Here is a 16,831-nt window from a genome sequence, read left to right as displayed (position 1 = left end):
GCGGCCCGGGCGGGCGGCGGGGGTTCCCCGTACGGCGGGCGCGCGCGGGTGCGTGCGGGTCAGGCGGTGGGGCGGCGACGGCGGCCGGTGCCGGCCACCAGGGCGGCGCCCATCGCCAGGGCCACGCCGCCGGCTCCGAGGGCCCAACTGGTGGCGGGGGAACTGCCGGTGGCGGCGAGTTCACCGCCGGTGGTGCCGCCGTTGCCGCCGCCGGTGGTGCCGTCGGGGTTCTGGTCGATCGGCTTGGAGCCGCCGTCGGGGGTGTGCTGGTTGCCGGTGCCGGTGCCGGTGCCCGTTCCGGTGCCGGTGCCCGCCTTGTTGATCTTCGTCAGGGTGCCGTCGGAGTGGGACTCGGCGTACTCCCCGGTCTTCTCGTTCACCACGGCCCAGCCGGCGACGCCGAGCGTCAGGTCTCCGGTCGGGGCGTCGGCGGCGAAGCGGACGCGTACCTGTACGTCGAAGCTCCGGCCCGCTTCGACCGCGCCGCCGGCGAGGTCGAAGCCGAAGAAGACGCCGTCCTCGTCGTGGCGCTCCGCCGCGTGCCAGCCCTTCTTGCCCCGGGCGTCCTTGCTGTAGACCTCCAGGGCGATCTGGGAGGCCTTCATGGGGACCCGGTCGGGGCGCGCCATGATGAGGGCCAGGTCGAACTGTCCGAGGCGCTGCCTGCCGGTGTTGTCGACGTGGATCGAGAGGTTCTGCCAGTCGGCGCCGGCCGTGAAGCCGCCCTTCGGCACGCCGTTCACGGTGAGCGCGGGGCCCTCGGAGGGCAGCGGGATCTCCTCGCCGTCCTCCGCGCCGGCGATCTTGGCGGGGTGCCAGGAGGCCGGGGAGTGGGCGACGCCGGAGGCCGTCGTGCTGGTGCCGTCCGTGTAGATCTCGAAGGGCAGGACGGCGATGTCCGCGGCGAAGCGGACGCGCACGTCCAGGGAGTACTTCGCGTTGGCGGCGATCGAGGGGTTCTTGCCCAGGTCGTACCGGATGCCGCCGCCCAGGTCCTCGTTCCGGATCGGCGCGGCGGACTGCCAGGTCGCGCCGCTCTGGCCGGCGGCGCGGTACTCGACCTTGATCTGGGAGGGCTTGAAGCGGCCCTCCATGTCCATCATCGTCAGCTGCGGGACGTAGTTCTTGACAGCGATGTGGCCGCCGTTGTCGACCTTGACCGTCAGGTCGGTCCAGCCGCCCCCGGGCTGGAAGCCGTCCTTCGGGATGCCCTGGACGGTGACTTCGGGGCCCATCAGCATCGAGTCGGCGAGGTCGTCCTCCAGGGGGATCTCCGTCTGGCCCCCCTTCTCGGCCTGCGGGGCCCCGGGTGCCTGCGGGGCCTGGGATGCCTTCGACGTCTCGGGGGCCTTCGGGGCCGGCTCGGCGGCGGGGGAGCCCGTTGGGGCGGTCGGTGCGATCGGGGCGGGCTTGGCCTGATTGTGCTGCTGCGCGGCCGGGGCGTCGTCGGTCGCCGCAGCGGCGTCCTCCTTCGGCGCGGCGTCCGGAACGATCACGGCCGGCTGGTCGGCGGCCATGGCCGGCGTGGCGGCCAGGATGGTCGGACCCGCGACGGCGGCAGCCGCCACCAGGGCCATGCGCTTGAGCTTCACTTCGAATCCCCCCATGCCGGATGCGGACGTTCCGGCCCCGGCCCCTTTACTGAACGTGCTCAGATTAGGGGTGCGGTGGGTACCGGGGGAGGGCTTCCAGATCACGATTGATCGACATTCAACCTTCTTAAGGTGGCCGAAAAAAGACCCCGCCCCCGGAATCGGACTACCGGCGGCGGGGTCGGGCGCGTACAGGTCGTGCGTACGGAAGGGTCAGAGCTTCTCGGGGGTCCGGATCCCGAGGAGGGACATGCCCTTGGAGAGGGTGCGGGCGGTCAGGTCCGACAGGAAGAGGCGGTTCTCGCCCACGACCAGCTCCGGCTCCGGCTTCACGACCGGGCACTCGGTGTAGAAGGTCGTGAACAGCGAGGACAGCTGGTAGAGGTACGCGGCCACCTTGTGCGGCGCGTACTCCCCGGCGGCCTCCGCGACCAGCTCGCCGAAGTGGTCCAGGTGCAGGCCCAGCGCGCGCTCGGCCGGGGCCAGCTCCAGCTCCGGGTGCGCGACCGGGGAACGGTCGCCCGCCTTGCGCAGGATGGACTTGATCCGGGCGTACGCGTACTGGAGGTACACGGAGGTGTCACCGGTGAGGGAGACCATCTGGTCCAGGTCGAACTTGTAGTCGCGGGCGGCCGAGGTGGAGAGGTCCGCGTACTTGACGGCGCCGATGCCGACCTGGAGGCCGTTCTCGACGATCTCCTCCTCGGTGAGGAGGTTGCGGTCCGCGTCCTTCTCCCGGACGACGGTGGTCGCCCGCTCGACGGCCTCGTCCAGCAGGTCCACCAGCCGCACCGTCTCGCCCTCACGGGTCTTGAACGGCTTGCCGTCCTTGCCGAGGACGGTGCCGAAGGCCAGCTGCACGGCCTTGGTGTCCTCGTTCAGCCAGCCGGCGCGGCGGGCCGTCTCGAAGACCATCTTGAAGTGCAGGGACTGACGGGCGTCGACGACGTAGAGGAGCGTGGACGCGTTCAGCACGCCCACCCGGTCGCGGATCGCGGAGAGGTCGGTGGCGGCGTAACCGAAGCCGCCGTCCGACTTCCGGACGATCAACGGGGTCGGGTTGCCGTCCGGGCCCTTGACGTCGTCGAAGAAGACGCAGAGCGCGCCGTTGGAGCGGACGGCGACGCCCGAGTCCTCCAGCAGCTTGCAGGTCTCCACGAGCATGTCGTTGTAGCCGGACTCGCCGACCACGTCGGGGTCCTGGATGTCCATGTCCAGCTTGTTGAAGACGGAGTAGAAGTAGATCTTCGACTCGTCCACGAACCGCTGCCACAGCGCGAGGGTCTCCGGCTCGCCGGCCTGGAGGTCGACGACCCGGGCGCGGGCCCGCGTCTTGAACTCCTCGTCGGAGTCGAAGAGCGCGCGCGAGGCCTTGTAGAGCCGGTTCAGGTTGGACATGGCCTCCTCGCCGGAGACCTCCTCGTCCGACTTGTGGTCCAGCTCGTGCGGGTGCTCCATCAGGTACTGGATGAGCATGCCGAACTGGGTGCCCCAGTCGCCGATGTGGTGCCGGCGGACGACCTTCTCGCCCGTGAACTCCAGGATCTCGACCATCGCGGCGCCGATCACGGCGGACCGCAGGTGACCGACGTGCATCTCCTTGGCGACGTTCGGCTGGGCGTAGTCGATCACCGTGGTGCCCGGGTTCTCGGCGAGCGGCACGCCGAGGCGGTCGTCGCCGGCCCGCGCCGCGAGGGTCTCGATGATCGCCTTGTCGGTGATCGTGATGTTGAGGAAGCCGGGGCCCGAGACCTCGATCTCCTTGATCAGGTCACCCGTCGGGATGCCCTCGACCACGGTCGTCGCCAGCTCGCGCGGATTGGCCTTGGCCTTCTTCGCGAGCGCCAGGATGCCGTTGGCCTGGAAGTCGGCCCGGTCGCTTCGTCGCAGCAGCGGGTCGGCGCCACCGGCCTCCGGCAGGGCCGAGGCGAGGGCGTCCGCGACGCGCTGATTGACGGAAGAAGCGAGGGAAGGGACCGAGGCCATGAGCTGCCGTTCCTGTGAGGTTGTGCCGGTGGGTGCACTTGGTTGTTCCGACAAGTGCCGAGTATCCCACGCGCGGCCCTTCGCTTTCGCGGGATATCGGGCGCGGGGAGCAACCTCGGAGCGACCCGTTCCGTCTGGGAGAATGGCGAAGCCAGCATTCGAGTAGAAGGACGTGTCGTGGCTCAGAGCAGCACCGAGACCGACTGGGTCTCCCGTTTCGCGGACGAGGTCATCGCCGAGGCGGAGCGCCGAGCACCCGGCAAACCTGTCGTCGTCGCGTCCGGACTCTCCCCTTCCGGCCCGATCCACCTGGGCAACCTCCGCGAGGTCATGACCCCGCACCTGGTCGCGGACGAGATCCGCCGCCGGGGCGTCGAGGTCCGCCACCTGATCTCGTGGGACGACTACGACCGCTACCGGAAGGTGCCGGCCGGCGTCCCCGGCGTCGACGAGACGTGGGCCGCGCACATCGGCAAGCCGCTGACCGCCGTCCCCGCCCCGGCCGGGTCCGCGTACGGCAGCTGGGCCGAGCACTTCAAGGCCGCCATGGTCGAGGCGCTCGCCGAGATGGGCGTCGAGTACGACCCGATCAGCCAGACCGAGCAGTACACCAACGGTGTGTACCGCGAGCAGGTCCTGCACGCGATGAAGCACCGCGGCGACATCGACGCCGTGCTCGACCAGTACCGCACCAAGCAGAAGCCGGGCGGCAAGAAGCCCCAGCAGAAGCAGGTCGACGAGGCCGAGCTGGAGGCCGCCGAGGGCTCCGGCGCGGCGGCCGAGGACGACGGCAGCAGCGCCGAGGGCGGGTACTTCCCGTACAAGCCCTACTGCGCGCAGTGCGGCAAGGACTTCACCAAGGTCACGTCCTACAACGACGAGACCACGGAGCTGACCTACGTCTGCACCGAGGACGCGTTCACCGAGACGGTCAAGCTCAGCGAGTTCAACCGCGGCAAGCTGGTGTGGAAGGTCGACTGGCCGATGCGCTGGGCCTACGAGGGCGTGATCTTCGAGCCCTCGGGCGTCGACCACTCCTCGCCCGGCTCGTCCTTCCAGGTCGGCGGGCAGATCGTGCACATCTTCGGCGGCGAGCAGCCGATCGGCCCGATGTACGCGTTCGTCGGCATCAGCGGCATGGCCAAGATGTCCTCCTCGAAGGGTGGCGTCCCGACGCCCTCCGACGCGCTGAAGATCATGGAACCGCAGTTGCTGCGCTGGCTGTACGCGCGCCGCAAGCCGAACCAGTCCTTCAAGATCGCCTTCGACCAGGAGATCCAGCGGCTCTACGACGAGTGGGACAAGCTGGAGTCCAAGGTCGCCGACGGCTCCGTGCTGCCGGCCGACGCGGCGGCGCACACCCGCGCCGTCCGCACCGCGGAGGGTGAACTGCCCCGCACCCCGCGGCCGATGGCGTACCGGACGCTCGCGTCCGTCGTCGACATCACCGCCGGGCACGACGAGCAGACCCTGCGCATCCTGTCCGACCTGGACCCGACGTCGCCGCTGACCTCGCTCGACGAGGTACGGCCGCGCCTGGACCGCGCCGAGAACTGGATCACCACCCAGGTCCCGGCCGACCAGCGCACGCTGGTCCGCGAGGAGCCCGACACCGAGCTGCTGTCCTCGCTGGACGAGGAGGGCCGCGAGTCCCTGCGGCTGCTCGTCGACGGGCTCGACTCGCACTGGTCGCTCGACGGGCTCACCACCCTGGTCTACGGCGTGCCCAAGGTCATGGCCGGCCTGGAGCCCGACGCCAAGCCGACGCCGGAACTCAAGGTCGCGCAGCGGACGTTCTTCGCCCTGCTCTACCGGCTGCTCGTGACCCGGGAGACCGGGCCGCGCCTGCCCACGCTGCTGCTGGCGGTCGGGGCGGACCGGGTGCGCAAGCTGCTGGCGGTCTGAGGCAGCCGAGCCCGCCGAGGCACCGCGTACGACGCGAGGGCCCGCACCCTTCGGGGTGCGGGCCCTCGCGCGTGCGGTGCGGGCGTTGTGCGTGGCGTGGTGTCGGTGCCTTGCGGCTCCGGGTCACGCGATGTGCTCGTTCTCCAGGTCGCGCTGGTAGCGCTGCTTCAGCTCCGGCATGAGCCGCCGGATCATCGAGGCGCTGCGCGGGTGCACGATGCCGTGCCGGTCCGAGAGGTGTATGTCGACCTGCTCGGGCGTCGGGAACTGGGAGAACTCGTCGAGGTAGGCGCGGAAGACCTCGTAGGCGGCCTCCGCGAACTTCGCCTCGTCGACGTGGGCGTCGTCCCTGTCGGTGTCGGTGTCGGCTTCGGCGGCGGAAGCGGAGTCGGCCTCGCGTGCGACGGCCGCGTCCTCCCGGGAACGGGGGGCCGGGATCGGCAACTCCTGCTGCTCGGGCCGCCGCTGCTCCTCGGGGCCGGCCGGGGGCATCACCGGGATCGGCTCCAGCCCCTCCACGTACTGCGGGTTGTAGCCACCCTCGTACGCGGCCTGCGGGGCCAGCGGTGCGGCGAACCACGCGCTGTTGTGTGCCGCCGGCATGGCCGTCGGCTCCACCGCGAAGGGCGCCGGGCCGTGGAACACCGCTCCGGCCTCGGCGGGACCGGGCTGCGTGGGCTCGGCCTGCGTGGGCCCCGGCTGTGCGGGGCCGGGCTGTGCGGGCTGCGGCGGTTGGCCCTGTACGGGGGCCGCGGCCTGCGCGGGCGCCGGGGGAGCCGCGGGCGTGGCGGGCGGCCGGGGTCGCGCCGTCGCGGCCGTGAGCGCGGGTGTCTCCGCCGGAGCCTGCGCGGCCAGGACGTCGGGGAGGGCCGCCGCGCCGGGAGCCGCCGGAGGCAACAGCACCGGGTCGATGCCCGCCGCCGCCAGCCCCTCCGGGGCGGTCTGCGCCAGGGGGACCCCGATGCGGGCCAGCCGGAGCGGCATCAGCGCCTCGACGGGGGCCTTGCGACGCCAGGCCCGCCCGTACCGGGCCTGGAGCCGCGCCTGGTATATCAACCGGTCCTGCTCCATGCCGACGGCCTGCTCGTAGGAGCGCAGCTCCCACAGTTTCATCCGGCGCCACAGCTTGAAGGTCGGGAACGGCGACAACAGCCAGCGGGTGATCCGCACGCCCTCCATGTGCCGGTCCGCGGTGATGTCCGCGATCCGGCCCACCGCGTGCCGGGCCGCCTCGACGGTGACCACGAACAGGATCGGGATCACGGCGTGCATGCCCACGCCGAGCGGATCCGGCCAGGCCGCCGCGCCGTTGAACGCGATCGTCGCCGCAGTCAGCAGCCACGCCGTCTGGCGCAGCAACGGGAACGGGATCCGTATCCACGTCAGCAACAGGTCCAGCGCCAACAGCACGCAGATGCCCATGTCGATGCCGATGGGGAACACGAGCGAGAAGCTGCCGAAGCCCTTCTGCAGCGCCAGCGCGCGCACCGCGGCGTACGAGCCGGCGAAACCGATCCCCGCGATGACCACGGCACCGGCGACCACGACACCGATCAATATGCGGTGCGTGCGAGTCAGCTGCATCGCGGCCACCCGCGATCCCCTCCCCTTGACGAGCTATGGCAGGCACAGAGTACGGGTGGCGCGCGGATGGCCGGTTGTCAGCCCCGCGTCCGTTCCCGCTCCCGCCCCGGTCCCCGACCCCGTTCCCACGGTCGACCCCCGCGGTCAGCTCTCCTGGGTGGCCTGCGCGGACGGGGACTGCTCGGGAGCCTTGGACGGCTCCGCGGACTTCGAGGGCTCACCGGACTTCGAGGGCTCCGCGGACGGCTTGGCGGCCGGGGCGTTCTTGCCCGCGGCGTCGACCGAGGCCACGATCTCGCGGGCCGCGACGGTCGCGTCCTGGAGGAGCTTGGCGCGGTCCGGGGCGGCGGCGCCCTCGTACGCGGCACCGTTGTAGTCGAGGGTGACCACGACGTTCTGGGCACGGACCAGAAGGGTGTTGTTGAGGAACTCGACGTCCTTCTTCAGGTTGTAGGCGACCGAAGTGCCCTCGTCGCCGATCCCGCCGGCCGGCTCCACCTTGACGTCCTGCGCGCCCTCGACGGCCTTCGCGCCCTCGACCTGCTTCTTGTACTGCTCCTCGGCGCGCTTGTTGCCGCTGCCGAGCGAGGCGTGCGAGTCGTAGCGGACCAAGGAGATCGAGAGCCAGCGGTACTGCGAGCCCTTCAGACCGTCCTCGTCCAGGCCGTTCCAGGAGCAGCTGGCACGGGTGGACAGGTCGTTCGACTTGGTCGCCGTGCCGTTCTTCTCCTTCGCCTCCGGGACGAGCGTCTCGATGGTCTTCGCCTGTATCGCCTTGCACGGGTCGGGCAGCGAGAGGTACGCCACCTTCTCCAGGGTGGCCGAGGCCTTCGGGGTCGGCTTCGAGGACGAGGAGGAATCGGACTTCTTCTTGGCGCTGTCCGAGCCCGAGTCCTTGCCCGAATCGGAGGAGCAGCCGGCGACGGTGAGGATCATCGGGACTGCTGCGCAGGCGAGGACTCGGGTGAGGCGCGAGGCTGATCGGTGCATGGTTCCTTCAGTCGTTGAGGCTCTGCTTGGGGGCGCATTGCGGGAGCGGGACCCGAGCAACGGTAGCTCGACCCGGCGTCCGCCTGCTGTGCGCGCCGTCACGCGGGACCCGTACGCCCCCCGCGGCGGGCCGGGTCAGTCGTTGAAACGCTCGACCAGCGCCTGCGCCAACTGGCGCACGCCGTCCTGGGATTCCACGCTGGGGGGGACGGTGGCGGGGACGGCGGGCTGCACGCTGTACTCGATGGTCACGATGACGTTCGAGGTACGGAACACAAGGCGCACGGTGCGGGCCCGGGCGGCCGTGGCATCGGGGGTGCCGAGCTTGTCCTCGACGTACGCCTCGCTGCCGAGGCCCTCCAGCACGCGGGAGCCCAGCTCGGGGGGCGCGGTGGGCGAAGGACTCCCGGACGGGCTGCCGGACGGGCTCCCGGCAGGCGTGCCGCCGGGCGTACCGGAGGGGCTCGCACCGGGGGCGCTCGGGGTGCTGCTCGGCGGGGCGCTCGGGGCGGCGTTCCCGGTGGCCGGGGGTGCGATGGGGGAATTGGGCGCGGGCGCCGTCGAGGAACCCGGAGTGGGGCTGCCCGTGGGCCCGGGGAAGGGCAGGTGGGCTTCGGTGAGGCGCCGTACGAACACCTGGCGCGCCTTGTCGTCGTCGCTCGTGGTGGCGCGGTCGTACGAGACCACGCGCTCGAACCCGACCGACAGCAGCAGCGTCTCCTGCGGCGTCTGGGAGTTCCAGCGGCAGCCGACGCGCCGGTCGCCGTCGTACGAGGCGTCCGCGACCCCGGCGTACAGCTTCTCGCGCTGCTCGTCGGTGAGGCTCTCGGCGGCGGGCAGCATGGCCTTGAGCCGCTTCGCGTCGATGGCCTTGCAGGGAGCGGGCAGGCTGCGGTACTTCCCCGGTTGGGCGGGTGCCGTGGAGCTGTCTCCGGCCTTCTCGTCGCTGGTGCTCCCGTTGCCGTTCCCGTCGGTGCACCCGGTGAGGCCGGTGACGCCGGCCGCGAGTGCGGTGAGCATCGCGATGCCCGACAGGACCGGGCGTCGTACCGCCTTGCGCTGCACGTCCAATGGCTCCCTTCGACCGGCCGGCCGCCCGACGGTCAGGAAAATGCGTTGCCGCGACTTGGGCGCGGATGGAAACAATGTCTATCGCACACGCTGGTGCCGGCGCCGGTCCCAAGTCTGGTTTGGGATGAAGAGCGAGGCTTTTTGCGTATTGATACTTTCCTGTGGTTAGCGGGGTTTTGAGGCTGTTATGTCGTATGTAGAGGTGCCCGGGGCGCAGGTCCCGATCCGGATGTGGACGGATCCGGCGTCCGTCGAGGACAGCGCGATGCGTCAGTTGCACAACGTCGCCACCCTTCCGTGGATCAAGGGCCTGGCCGTCATGCCCGACGTCCACTACGGCAAGGGCGCCACGGTCGGCTCGGTCATCGCCATGAAGGACGCGGTCTGTCCGGCGGCGGTGGGCGTCGACATCGGCTGCGGCATGTCCGCCGTCAAGACCTCCCTGACGGCGAACGACCTGCCGGGCGACCTGTCGCGGCTGCGGTCGAAGATCGAGCAGGCGATCCCGGTGGGGACGGGCCTGCACCGGGACCCCGTGGACCCGGACCGGCTGTACGGATTCTCGGTGCCGGGCTACGAAAGCCTCTGGCAGCGATTCGACCACCTCGCCGACGCCGTCAAGTTCCGCCGGGAACGCGCCGCGAAGCAGATCGGCACGCTGGGCGCGGGCAACCACTTCATCGAGTTCTGTCTCGACGAGGCCGGCGCGGTCTGGCTGATGCTGCACTCCGGCTCCCGCAACATCGGCAACGAACTCGCCGCCCACCACATGGGCGTGGCCCGCGACCTCGCGCACAACCAGAACCTGGTCGACCGGGACCTCGCGGTCTTCCTCGCGGCCACCCCGGAGATGGACGCGTACCGCAACGACCTCTTCTGGGCGCAGGAGTACGCGAAGTACAACCGCGCCGCGATGATGAGCCTCTTCAAGGAGGTCGTGCGCAAGGAGTTCCGCAAGGCGAAGGTCTCCTTCGACCAGGAGATCAGCTGCCACCACAACTACGTGGCCGAGGAACGGTACGACGGCATGGACCTGCTGGTCACGCGGAAGGGCGCGATCCGCGCCGGCAGCGGAGACTTCGGGATCATCCCCGGGTCCATGGGAACGGGCTCGTACATCGTGAAGGGACTCGGCAACGAGAAGTCCTTCAACTCCGCCTCGCACGGCGCGGGCCGCAAGATGAGCCGCACCGCGGCGAAGAAGCGGTTCTCGGCGCGGGACCTGGAGGAGCAGACCCGGGGCGTGGAATGCCGCAAGGACACCGGGGTCGTGGACGAGATCCCCGGGGCCTACAAGTCGATCGAGCAGGTCATCGACCAGCAGACCGACCTGGTCAAGGTGGTGGCCAAGCTCAAGCAGGTCATCTGCGTGAAGGGCTGAACGCGATGGTCGAGGCCGGCGGTCCGCGGCACGGTGCGAGCGCCGCGGTGGAGATCCGGCGCGCGGGCCCCGGCGACGGGGACGCGCTCGGCGAGATCCACGCCGCGGCCTGGCAGGCGGCCTACGCCCCCTTCTTCGAGCCGGGGTTCGCGGCACGCGCCGTGGCCGACCGGCGCACCCGGTGGCACCGGCGGGTCGTGGGGGAGGCGGGAGAGGCAGGGGGTGTCGCGTCCGGGGTGGGTGCGGGTGTCGGCGCGGGTGCCGGTGTCGGCGCGGCTGCTGGTTCCGGGGCCGGGTCTGAGGCCGGGGCCCGGTCGGGGGCGGCGGTCACGCTGCTCGCCGTGGTCGACGGCCGCCCCCTGGCCCTGTCCGTGACGCTTCCCTCCGCGACCCGGCCCGACCACGCGGAGATCGCCAGTTTCTACGCGCACCCCGACGGGTGGGGCACCGGCGTGGCCGCCGCCCTGATGGACGAGACGCTGCGCGGCCTGCGCGCCAAGGGGTACGCCGGGGTACACCTGTGGACCCTGCGCGACACCCCGCAGTCCCGCCGCTTCTACGCCAAGTGCGGCTTCGCGCAGTGCGGTACCGCGCGCGCCTTCGACTTCGGGGAGGGCAACCGCCTCGAACAGGTCGAGTACGCCCGTCCGTTGGTGTCGGGCGCGGAGGGAGCGGGAGGGTCTGCGGGGTCGGCGGGCTGAGCCCGGGCGGCGGGCCGGCGGCTACAGCTCGCGGTGGACCTTCGTGTTCGAGGCCTGGGCGCGGGGGCGGACCACCAGCAGGTCGATGTTGACGTGGCTGGGGCGGGTCACCGCCCACGTGATGGTGTCCGCCACGTCATCGGCGGAGAGGGGCTCCGCGACGCCGGCGTAGACCTTCTCCGCCTTGTCCGCGTCGCCCCGGAAACGGGTCTTGGCGAACTCCTCGGTCTTGACCATGCCGGGAGCGATCTCGATGACGCGCACGGGCTGCCCGACGATCTCCAGACGGAGGGTCTCGGCGAGGACGCGGGCGCCGTTCTTGGCGGCGACGTACCCCGCGCCACCCTCGTAGGTGGAGTGGCCGGCGGTGGACGAGAGCACGACGACCGTGCCGTCACCGGAGGCGACGAGGGCGGGCAGCAGCGCCTGGGTGACGTGCAGCGTCCCGATGACGTTGACCTCGTACATCGTGCGCCAGTCGGCGGGGTCGCCGGTGGCGACGGGCTCGGCCCCGAGGGCGCCGCCGGCGTTGTTGACGATCACGTCGCAGCGCTCCAGCGAGGCGGCGAAGGCGTCGACGGCGGCGCGGTCGGTGACGTCGAGCGCGTACGCGGTGGCCTGGTGACCGGCCTCGGTCAGCTCGGCGGCGAGGGCCTCGATGCGGTCCTTGCGGCGGGCCGTGAGGACGACGTGGTAGCCGGCTGCGGCGAGCTGCCGGGCGGTGGCCGCACCGATTCCGCTGCTCGCGCCGGTGACTACGGCGGTTCGGGTGGCCGTGCTCATGGGCGGGGCTCCTCGTTCGATCGTGGGCGCGTCGTGGGTCGTGCGTCGTGCGTTCTGTTTCTCGGGTCGTGCGTACGGACTCGTGCGTTCGTCGTGCGTACGGACGATTCCCCGCCAGCATAGGCGGACGGGTGGATGCCGCCGGTCGGCCCCGGTAGCGGGTGGGCACGCCCACTTTCGTGTGATGGTCCGACCGGTCGGGCCGGGGGCCCGTTAGCGTCCGCGCGAGGAGGTGGTGTCGGTGCGCCGTGGTGCCGTACGAAGTGTGGTGATGGCGGGCTCGCTGGTGCTCGCGGGCGTCGGAGGCGTCGGAAGTGCCGTGGCGTCGGCGGGGCCCGAGGCGGATGTCGCGTACCACGGGAGGGTCTCCCTGGGCCATGCGCAGTTGCGGGTCTGGTTGGTCCCGGAGAACGAGGGTCCGGCGGCGCTGCCCAACGCCACGGTGCGGATGCGGCTCTCGACCGACCTCGCGGACCGGCAGGAGCTGGCCGAGGGCTGCGTCCGCGCGGGTCTGCGCGAGGTGGTCTGCGAGACGGGCGAGCTGCCGCAGCACGGCCAGGGACGACACATCGGGCTGCTGCTGGCGCTGCGCGAGCCGGTGCAGGAGGTGGTGCTGCGGGTCGACACGTATTGGAACGGCGGCGCGACCGACCGGAACCACATGAACAACGAGCACGTGGTGCTGGCGCTGGACACGGGCGATTCGTACGCCTTCTGAGCGGGGTCCACGGGTCGCGGCTTCGGGCCTCGGGCCTCGGATGCAGGGGTGATCGCGGCTTCGGACGCACGGGTCGCGGGCTTCGCGCTTCGGGCCGCCTCGGGGGCGCTCGGGCTCGGGCGCGCGCGGTGTGCGCGGAAGCCGTGTCCCCGGGGTCTTCGGCCCCGGGGACACGGCTTCCGGCTTCCCGCTGCGGCTGCGGTTTCGGCTTCGGGTTTCCGCTTCCGCTGCGGACCGTGGGTCACGGCTTGCGCTGCGTGGTTCCGGTTCCGGTTCCGGGGAGCAGCCAGTGTGCGGTGGCTGCCGCGATCTCGGAGTCCGAGGCGTGCTCGGCGCTCCAGGCCAGGTATCCGTCGGGGCGCACGAGAACGCAGGCCGTACGGTCGTCCGCCCGCCAGTGGTGATGGGCCAGGGGCGCTCCCGGCGGGGTGGCCCGGCCGGGCGGGGTGACGAGGACGAAGCCGCCGGCGCGCAGGGCCTCGTACAGCCGCAGGCCCCCGGCGAGCGGCAGGTCGGGGGCGCGCCGGCCCGCGAGCGTGGGGCGGCGGGCGCCGGCCGGCGGCGGATAGGCGATGCCGAGGCCGGAGATCGTGGCGAGGGCGCGGTCCTGGGCGGGGCCGACCCGGGCGAGGACGCCCGTGGCGAGCCTGCGGGCGGTGCGCAGGACGGGCCCGCCGACCATGACGGTGCGGACGAGGGCCCCGCTGACGCGCAGGACGCGGCGTCCGACCGGGTGGCGCTCGCGGTGGTAGCTGTCGAGGAGGGCCTCGGGGTCGGGGGCCTGCCCGTGGAGGACGGCGGCGAGCTTCCAGGAGAGATTGGCGGCGTCCTGGAGGCCGGTGTTCATGCCGAGGCCGCCGGCGGGGGAGTGGACGTGGGCGGCGTCGCCGGCGAGGAAGACGCGGCCGACGCGGTACCGGGGGACCTGCCGTTCGTCGCTCTGGAAGCGGGACATCCAGCGCGGGTCGTGCATGCCGTGATCGGTGCCGAGGGCCTGGCGGGTGATGTCGCGCACCTCGTCGAGGTCGACGGGGTTGTCGGGGACGAGCGGGTCGCCGGGGACATCCGGTCCGGCGGGGGTGTGGGAAGCGGTGGGGGTGTCGTGGCGCCAGGCGACGGCGCGGTACCAGCCGTCGCCGAAGGGGACGAGGAAGGCGAAGGCGTCGGCGGTGCCGTTGGCGGTGAGGACGTCCTGCGGCGGATCGGTGAGGCGGACGTCGGCCAGGACCATCGAGCGGACGACGGCGGCCTTGCCGGGGAAGGGGAGGCCGAGGGCTTCACGGAGGGTGGACCGGACCCCGTCGGCGCCTACCGCGTGGCGGGCGTGAATCACCTGGGTGGGCTGGATCGGTCCGGTCGTCGGTCTGTCCGTCGGGCCGGCCGTGTCCGTCGGGTGGCCGGTGGGAGTGAGGGTGACGGTGACGGTGTCGCGGTCCTGCTGAAGTCCGGTGATCCGACAGTCGTACCGGATGTGCACGCCTGTGGACAGAGCGCGACGCTCCAGGAGTTTCTCTGTCTCATATTGAGGAGTGATCAGTACGAAGGGGTAGCGGGAACGCAGGCGTTGGAGGGAGAGAGTCATGCCACCGAAGGGGCGTACGCGGTCGATCCGTCGGCCGGTGGAGACGAGTTCGTCGGCGAGGCCGCGCGCGTCGAGGAGTTCGAGGGTGCGCGCGTGGACGGCGAAGGCGCGGGTGAGGTTGGCGGCGGTGCGGGGGCGTTGCTCGACGAGGGTGACGGATAGTCCGGCGGCGGCGAGGTCACCGGCGAGCAGGAGTCCGGTGGGTCCGGCGCCGACGACGACCACGTCGACGATGTCCTTGGCGGCAGCGTCAGTCATGCCCCGGCAGTCTGCCGGCCGGGGGCCTCCGTGGAGTCGGTCTAGGCGTTGGCGTCGTCGCCGAATTCCGCGACCGCTTCGTCGACGATCCGTTCCAGGCGCGCGTGATGGGCGCCCCGCCAGTAGACGCGCTCACAGTCGGCGCACTGGGCGAACACGTCGTAGGAGCGCTGCGTGCCGTGTTCGAGACGGTCGCCCACGCTGTCCTTGTCGGCCGCCCGCAGAGGGCCGTTGCAGGCGGTGCAGCGAGTCCAAGGCATGAGCTTCGGCGCGAACCGGCTGAGGATGTCGCGCAGTTGCTCGTCGGGGTTGTCGCTGTACACGTACGCCCCGGCGAAGATCTCGCGACGGCGGAGCAGGCCGCGGTCACGGGAGAGCAGTACACGCCGCTCGGCGGCCGAGCGGGTGGCGAGGGCCGGGTCGCCGATGTCCTCGTTCTCGTAGGCGGTGTCGACTCCGAGGAGGCGCATTCGGCGGGCGAGGGTGCCGAGGTGCACGTCGAGGAGGAAACGGAGGGGGGTGTCGGGGTGGTCCTGCGCGACCTGTTGGGGGCGGTCGACGGCGAAGACCTCGACGGACTCGCCCTCCCGGGGCACGTGGGAGACGGGAACTTCCCGCCCGTCGACGAGGATCCGGCCGACCTCGGTCAGCGGGACGCCGGCCGATTCGACGACGTGGCCGAGGCTGGAAGCGCCGTCGGTGGTCGTCGGCACGCGCGCGGCGCGCCGGCTCGGCGGGGCGAACACGTGCAGTTCAGGGGCGAGGGTGAGCTGAATCCCGGGTCCGTTCACAGGGTCAGCATGCCATCGGCCGGATGGGGGTGCGGCCGAATTACGTGGTGCGGATGACGTGGTGCGGATGTCGTGGTGGCGGCCCCCGTCACGGTGCCGCGCCGGTTCGGCGCTGCGGCCGTCACGGTGTCCCGGCCGTCAAGCGCTGCGGTCGCTGCGGACGTCAAGCGCTGCGGCCGTCCGTTGCTGCGGCTGCGGCTGCGGCTGCGGGGTGGGGGCCGGTCGCGGGGACGGGCAGGGGCCGGGAGGGCGGGGGCGGGGAAGCAGGGGGGCGGGGGCACGGAACGAGAGGTCACCGCCGCCGGGGCGCACCTGGCGCGGTTCGTCCCGACGGACGACGCGGGGTCCGCTCACCTTCTGACGCGGACGCGCTCCCGCTCGCCGCACCGGGCTCCGCCGCGCCGTGCCCGGATCTGCCGCGCCGCGCCGCACTGTGCCGCGTCGGGCTCCGTTGTGCCGCGCCGGGTCGGGCCACGCCACCCCGGCCTTGGCTCCGCCGTCCCGTCCCGTCCCGCACCACGCCGCGCGGGGGAAGGCGGCACTGCCCGTGCCGCGCCGCGCCCGGCTCTGCCGCGCCGCGCCGCGCCCGGCTCTGCCGCGCCGCGCCGCACTGTGCCGCGTCGGGCTCCGTTGTGCCGCGCCACACCACCCCGGCCTTGGCTCCGCCGTCCCGTCCCGCACCACACCGCGCGGGGGAAGGCGGCACTGCCCGTGCCGCGCCGCGCCCGGCTCTGCCGCGCCGCGCCGCACTGTGCCGCGCCGCGCCGGGCCACACCACCCCGGCCTTGGCTCCGCCGTCCCGTCCCGCGCCGCGCCGCGCCCGGCTCCGCCGTCCCGTCCCGCCCCGCGCCCGGCTCCACCCCGCCCCGCCCCGATCGTCGGTCGGCGCTCCGTTCGTGATCTCGGTCACAGTCGGCCCGCCCGGCGTCGGTCAGGGCCAGACGAGGCAGTACGGCTGGTGGCCCGCTTCGTGGAGGCGGTGGGAGAAGTCCTGCCACTCGTGGAGGAGCTGGTAGACGTTGAACGCGTCACGGGGGCCGCCGCGGTCCGGGACGGTGGACCAGATGAAGGCGGCCGCGCCGACGGACTCCTCGCCGACGCCGCGCAGCGGGTCGACCACCGTCATCGGCAGCTTGACCACGGCGTAGTCGGGGTGGAGGACGACCAGTTCGAGCGGCGGCACCTTGTGCAGGGGTATGCCCTCGATGCCGGTGAGGACCATCGCCGCGACCGTCTCCGGCTTGATCTTGGTGAACAGGCCGCCCATGCCGAGTTCGTCGCCGCCCAGTTCCTCGGGACGCATGGTCACCGGGACCCTGGCCGCGGTCGCGCCGTCGGGGGCGCCGAAGTACTTGTACGTCACGCCCATGCCGCGTCCCCTGGGGAGGCCGTCGGGTGACCGGATGGGGCCGGGAACGGGATCTGCCGCGTCCGCGGCCCGGCGCCGGTGCTTCCCTCGGCGGCGGGCATCACGGGCGCGCTGCGGGTC

Annotated in this window: 13 protein-coding genes; 4 read left to right on the top strand and 9 right to left on the bottom strand. The window is 72.2% G+C overall.

All coding sequences use genetic code 11. The features are described from left to right. Positions 1–59: 59 nt before the first annotated feature. Positions 60–1,607: a hypothetical protein gene (locus ACQEVM_RS32035; RefSeq protein WP_433084798.1), complete on the bottom strand. Its 1,548-nt coding sequence runs from the start codon at positions 1,605–1,607 to the stop codon at positions 60–62. 198 nt (positions 1,608–1,805) lie between these two features. Next, positions 1,806–3,578 carry an arginine--tRNA ligase gene (gene argS / locus ACQEVM_RS32030; RefSeq protein ID WP_433084796.1) on the bottom strand — a complete coding sequence of 591 codons (1,773 nt, stop codon included), beginning with the start codon at positions 3,576–3,578 and terminating at the stop codon, positions 1,806–1,808. Between the two features lie 177 nt (positions 3,579–3,755). Here argS and lysS point away from each other — a divergent pair, with 177 nt between their 5' ends. Then, positions 3,756–5,483: a lysine--tRNA ligase gene (gene lysS / locus ACQEVM_RS32025; RefSeq protein WP_433084794.1), complete on the top strand. Its 1,728-nt coding sequence runs from the start codon at positions 3,756–3,758 to the stop codon at positions 5,481–5,483. 123 nt (positions 5,484–5,606) lie between these two features. On the opposite strand, the gene ACQEVM_RS32020 is transcribed toward lysS, so the two are convergent. The 3 genes from ACQEVM_RS32020 to ACQEVM_RS32010 all read right to left on the bottom strand — a co-directional run bounded on the left by ACQEVM_RS32020 (position 5,607) and on the right by ACQEVM_RS32010 (position 9,122). Then, positions 5,607–7,076, bottom strand: coding sequence for a DUF2637 domain-containing protein (locus ACQEVM_RS32020; RefSeq protein ID WP_433084792.1), 1,470 nt, complete (start codon positions 7,074–7,076; stop codon positions 5,607–5,609). A gap of 135 nt (positions 7,077–7,211) precedes the next feature. Further along, the gene (locus tag ACQEVM_RS32015; RefSeq protein WP_433084790.1) at positions 7,212–8,057 is read right to left on the bottom strand and encodes a DUF3558 family protein; all 846 of its coding nucleotides are present in this window, start codon (positions 8,055–8,057) and stop codon (positions 7,212–7,214) included. A gap of 135 nt (positions 8,058–8,192) precedes the next feature. Continuing rightward, positions 8,193–9,122: a DUF3558 domain-containing protein gene (locus ACQEVM_RS32010; RefSeq protein ID WP_433084788.1), complete on the bottom strand. Its 930-nt coding sequence runs from the start codon at positions 9,120–9,122 to the stop codon at positions 8,193–8,195. Between the two features lie 193 nt (positions 9,123–9,315). Between ACQEVM_RS32010 and ACQEVM_RS32005 the strand changes: the two genes are divergently transcribed. Beyond that, entirely contained in the window at positions 9,316–10,509 is a 1,194-nt protein-coding gene (locus ACQEVM_RS32005; RefSeq protein ID WP_433084786.1) for an RtcB family protein, read from the top strand. Positions 10,510–10,514: 5 nt separating this feature from the next. After that, complete coding sequence (locus ACQEVM_RS32000) at positions 10,515–11,210, top strand: N-acetyltransferase family protein (RefSeq protein WP_433084784.1); 696 nt, start codon at positions 10,515–10,517, stop codon at positions 11,208–11,210. A gap of 21 nt (positions 11,211–11,231) precedes the next feature. Here the strand turns inward: ACQEVM_RS32000 and ACQEVM_RS31995 are convergent, their stop codons facing one another. Beyond that, a complete protein-coding gene (locus tag ACQEVM_RS31995) occupies positions 11,232–11,993 on the bottom strand; it encodes an SDR family NAD(P)-dependent oxidoreductase (protein WP_053675321.1) in 762 nt (253 codons plus the stop codon). A gap of 271 nt (positions 11,994–12,264) precedes the next feature. On the opposite strand from ACQEVM_RS31995, the gene ACQEVM_RS31990 reads away from it, so the two are divergent. Continuing rightward, entirely contained in the window at positions 12,265–12,711 is a 447-nt protein-coding gene (locus ACQEVM_RS31990; protein ID WP_433084782.1) for a hypothetical protein, read from the top strand. Positions 12,712–12,952: 241 nt separating this feature from the next. On the opposite strand, the gene ACQEVM_RS31985 is transcribed toward ACQEVM_RS31990, so the two are convergent. The 3 genes from ACQEVM_RS31985 to ACQEVM_RS31975 form a co-directional block, all read right to left on the bottom strand. Next, positions 12,953–14,551: an FAD-dependent oxidoreductase gene (locus ACQEVM_RS31985; RefSeq protein ID WP_433084780.1), complete on the bottom strand. Its 1,599-nt coding sequence runs from the start codon at positions 14,549–14,551 to the stop codon at positions 12,953–12,955. 41 nt (positions 14,552–14,592) lie between these two features. Continuing rightward, a complete protein-coding gene (locus ACQEVM_RS31980) occupies positions 14,593–15,342 on the bottom strand; it encodes a Mut7-C RNAse domain-containing protein (protein WP_433084778.1) in 750 nt (249 codons plus the stop codon). 931 nt (positions 15,343–16,273) lie between these two features. Further along, the gene (locus ACQEVM_RS31975; RefSeq protein WP_053675327.1) at positions 16,274–16,711 is read right to left on the bottom strand and encodes a hypothetical protein; all 438 of its coding nucleotides are present in this window, start codon (positions 16,709–16,711) and stop codon (positions 16,274–16,276) included. Positions 16,712–16,831 lie beyond the last annotated feature (120 nt).

It is taken from the genome of Streptomyces sp. CA-243310 (assembly GCF_050936775.1).
Classification (GTDB): domain Bacteria; phylum Actinomycetota; class Actinomycetes; order Streptomycetales; family Streptomycetaceae; genus Streptomyces.
The sequence above is the reverse complement of the archived record's forward strand: the minus strand, read 5'-3'. Positions and strand labels throughout refer to the sequence as shown.